Below are 3,268 nucleotides of genomic sequence, written 5' to 3' on the forward strand. Positions count from 1 at the left end.
GATCCGGATGGCACGCTGACCACCTCGAAGGACCGTAAACGTCGACGCCGCCTGTGGGTGAACCGGCAGAACGCGCAACTCATGTCACGGTTGACCGCCGATTTGGATCCGATCGCCCGCGCCCGGCTGGACACCGTGTTGGACGCGTGGGCCAAACCCGGCATGAACAATCCGGATGACCCGGAGTCGCCGGTCGGGCCGATCACGACCGCGAATGCTGAACAGGTCGCGGCCGCGGCGCTACGTGATGAACGCTCGCCTGCGCAACGCAACCACGACGCCTTCTCGGCACTGTTGGGTCAGGTGTTGGAATCCGGGATGTTGGGCACCACTCATCGCGGTTTGCCGATCCAGGTGATCGTCACCACCAGCCTGCAGGAACTCGAAGCACAGGCGGGGATCGCGCAAACCACGTCCGGAACACTCCTGCCCATCCACGACGTCATCAACATGGCCGCCTCCGCCGGTGCCAGTCAGTATTTGGCGGTGTTCGGTGACCACACCAGCATCCCGCTGTATTTGGGTCGGTCGAAGCGGATCGCGTCACTGGGGCAACGGCTCGCCTCATTCGCCTCACCCGGCGGGAAGATGTGCTCGGCACCGGGTTGTAATCAACCCGCTTCACGGGTGCAGATGCATCACGCCGCCAAAGACTGGGCCGACGGTGGCTTGACCGACATCGACCAGTTGGTGCCCGCCTGCGATGTGCACAATCGCCGGGTCGGCCCGAAACCCGGCCAGTTCACGACCCGCATGGTCACCGAAGGACCCGACACCGGACGTGTCGCGTGGCGGCTCAACGCCAAGCCCGGCATGCCGGAGAATCCCGAACGCATCAACCGCATCGCGGACGTCAAAGCCGACTTCCGCGACTACCTCGCCGCCGAACACACCAACACCGACGCTGCAGCGGCTGCACGCGCCACCGGGTCACGTACAGACGCGACGGTTACCGAGATCGGCGCGCGAGGCTCGGGTACAGCCGACGCCGAGAACGTCACGGACATAGCCAGCACAGCGGGTACCGAGATCGTCGCGGACGCGGCCAGCGGCCAGATGGTGGTCGCGGACGCAGTGGGTGCCTGGATGGTGTCGCCGTCCTCAGTGCCGGACCCGCCGAGCAGGCAGGTGGCATGTCAGACGCTCACCGGCGTCGAACTCGCGCTGGCGGATGGGATGCCTTCCGCTGATACTCGGCCTCTCGGCAGGCGGGTCGACATCCGATGGAACCTAACCAGGCCACTCGAACTCGACCCCGAGCCGCCCACAGACCCCAACCCGCCCACAATCCCGGGCGCGCCAACAGGTCCAGCTCCACCGGGCGACCCCCTCGCACCCCACGGCGTCGACCCGCCAGACAGCCTCGGCCCACCGCTGGCAGACGCCGCCTGACCACCGCGGCGACCAGTACGACGCGCCAACCCGGCCGGCGTGCCCGCCCGACGAATCGAGCGCAGCGTCGAATCAGGTTGTGCCGCAACCTATCTGCACCCCGCCACCACTCCGGTGGCGGGGTAGGGGTCGTGCCGAGTGGTGGGTGAGTGTCAATCCACGAGCAGCAGCGGTGCCGTGCTGAACAGCACGATGACGAAGAAGGCGAACTCGAACCACATTGCGCCCTGCCAGATCTGCCAGCGGCCGCCTGCGCGCCAGACCCGGTACGTGCGTACCGCTGTCGTGAGCGCTGCGATCAGTACGACGATCGGGGCGACGATGAGCAGGAGCGTCTGCAGGCCGCCAGATGACGCGGCCGCGACCAGCACGATGGCGACCGTGAAGAACACCGTGATCACGACCGACGTCATCGCGCGACGGAACTCGCTCGGCTCAGACGGTGACGGGCTGCCGGTTGCTTCGCCATCGGTGCGACCGGTGTGATCGCTGTGCGAATTATCTTGCGGCCCAGTCATTTTTGGGTCACCACCAATCGGTTCGGGTGAAAGGTGCGGCTGTTCGGGATGTAGGCGGCGGTTCATCCACCGTACATCCGTCGGTCATTGCAGCAGTCGCTGCCTGCACCTTCGGGACCTTGTTCCATTGCCCTCGCAACCGTCGGCGGGCACGATGGATGGTGAGGGTTACTGAGCAGACAGTTGTGAGGAGTTGGAAAACAGATGAATGCGATTCTCGTCGGCGTCGACGGTTCTGAAGCGGCAACGGCAGCAGTCCGTTGGGCAGCCAAGGAAGCAGAACTCGAGCACCTCGACCTCAAGCTGGTCGGGGTCTACGACGCGAGCACGAGCGACTACGCGCCTGGGCTCATCATCCCGCAGGACGTGATCGATGCGATCCGGCAGGACGCCACCGATGCGGTGCAGAGCGCTGCTGCCGCAGCCAAGGAAGTTGCGCCCGACATCACCATCCATACGTCGATCGTCGACGGTGACGCTGCGCGCGTGCTGCTCGAGCTCGGCAAGGACGCTGCTCTGATCGTCGTCGGAACACGCAAGCTCGGCAGCGTGAAGGGACTCTTCCTCGGTTCCGTGAGCATCACGGTTGCCGCACACCATCATGGCCGCGTCGTCGTGATCGACGGCGAGGGCAATACCGACGGACCTGTAGTCGTCGGCATCGACGACTCGCCCGTGAGCGAGGCCGCCATCAAGGAGGCATTCCGGCAGGCGTCACTGCGCAATGTGTCGCTCGTCGCGGTGCACACCTGGACCCCGCTCGACGTCGACGCACTGCATGGTTACGGAATCGATCCCGACGAGGTCACCCGTATGTCGCAGGACGCCGTCGAGGCACTCGCCGAGCGGCTCGCGGGCTTCGCCTCCGACTTCCCCGACGTCACGATCGAGCGGAAGGTCATCCCCGAGGACCCGGCCAAGGCCGTGCTCGACGCCGCAGGCGACAAGGCGTCGCTGATCGTGGTCGGCAGCCGTGGTCGCGGAGGCTTCACCGGCCTGCTCCTGGGATCGACGAGCCAGAAGGTGCTGCGGGAAGCCAACGCTCCCGTGATGGTCGTCCGGAGCTGACCGGGCTGGGCCACCGGAGAGCCGCACCCTAAATGTGTGTCCAATCGAAGGAGTTGGGTGCTGCAGCACCCACATCTATCGATAGGACACACATTTAGGTCCGGCAGGTGGGCGGGCTCGGGTGAGTGATCTCGACAAGCTCGATCAGCGGTGGGCATCTCGATCAGCGGTGGGCGGCTCGATCAGCTGTGGGCTAGCTCGATCAGCTGTGGGCTAGTGTCGCGTTTCGTTAGTTGGTTTTCGGTTGAGCTTTCTTGAGAATCTCCTCGACCGGTTTCGTCCACACGAAG

3 protein-coding genes are annotated in these 3,268 nt (G+C 65.2%); 2 read left to right on the forward strand and 1 reads right to left on the reverse strand.

The window, feature by feature from the left end; all coding sequences use genetic code 11:
* The coding region (locus A5788_RS23385; protein ID WP_082943099.1) for an HNH endonuclease signature motif containing protein at window positions 1-1,392 on the forward strand (1,392 nt) is incomplete at its 5' end.
* A gap of 152 nt (window positions 1,393-1,544) precedes the next feature.
* On the opposite strand, the gene A5788_RS24185 is transcribed toward A5788_RS23385, so the two are convergent.
* Window positions 1,545-1,805 carry a hypothetical protein gene (locus tag A5788_RS24185; RefSeq protein WP_049697960.1) on the reverse strand — a complete coding sequence of 87 codons (261 nt, stop codon included), beginning with the start codon at window positions 1,803-1,805 and terminating at the stop codon, window positions 1,545-1,547.
* 309 nt (window positions 1,806-2,114) lie between these two features.
* Here A5788_RS24185 and A5788_RS01175 point away from each other — a divergent pair, with 309 nt between their 5' ends.
* A complete protein-coding gene (locus tag A5788_RS01175) occupies window positions 2,115-2,978 on the forward strand; it encodes a universal stress protein (RefSeq protein WP_049697961.1) in 864 nt (287 codons plus the stop codon).
* Window positions 2,979-3,268: the final 290 nt, after the last annotated feature.

Origin of the sequence: Gordonia sp. 852002-50816_SCH5313054-c, assembly GCF_001665925.1 — a bacterium.
GTDB classification, from domain to species: Bacteria; Actinomycetota; Actinomycetes; order Mycobacteriales; family Mycobacteriaceae; genus Gordonia; species Gordonia jacobaea.

Bases quoted from the DNA above. Each gene is read 5' to 3' on its own strand.
- A5788_RS24185 (WP_049697960.1), bottom strand. From the start codon at position 1,805: ATGACGTCGGTCGTGATCACGGTGTTCTTCACGGTCGCCATCGTGCTG.
- A5788_RS01175 (WP_049697961.1), top strand. From the start codon at position 2,115: ATGAATGCGATTCTCGTCGGCGTCGACGGTTCTGAAGCGGCAACGGCA.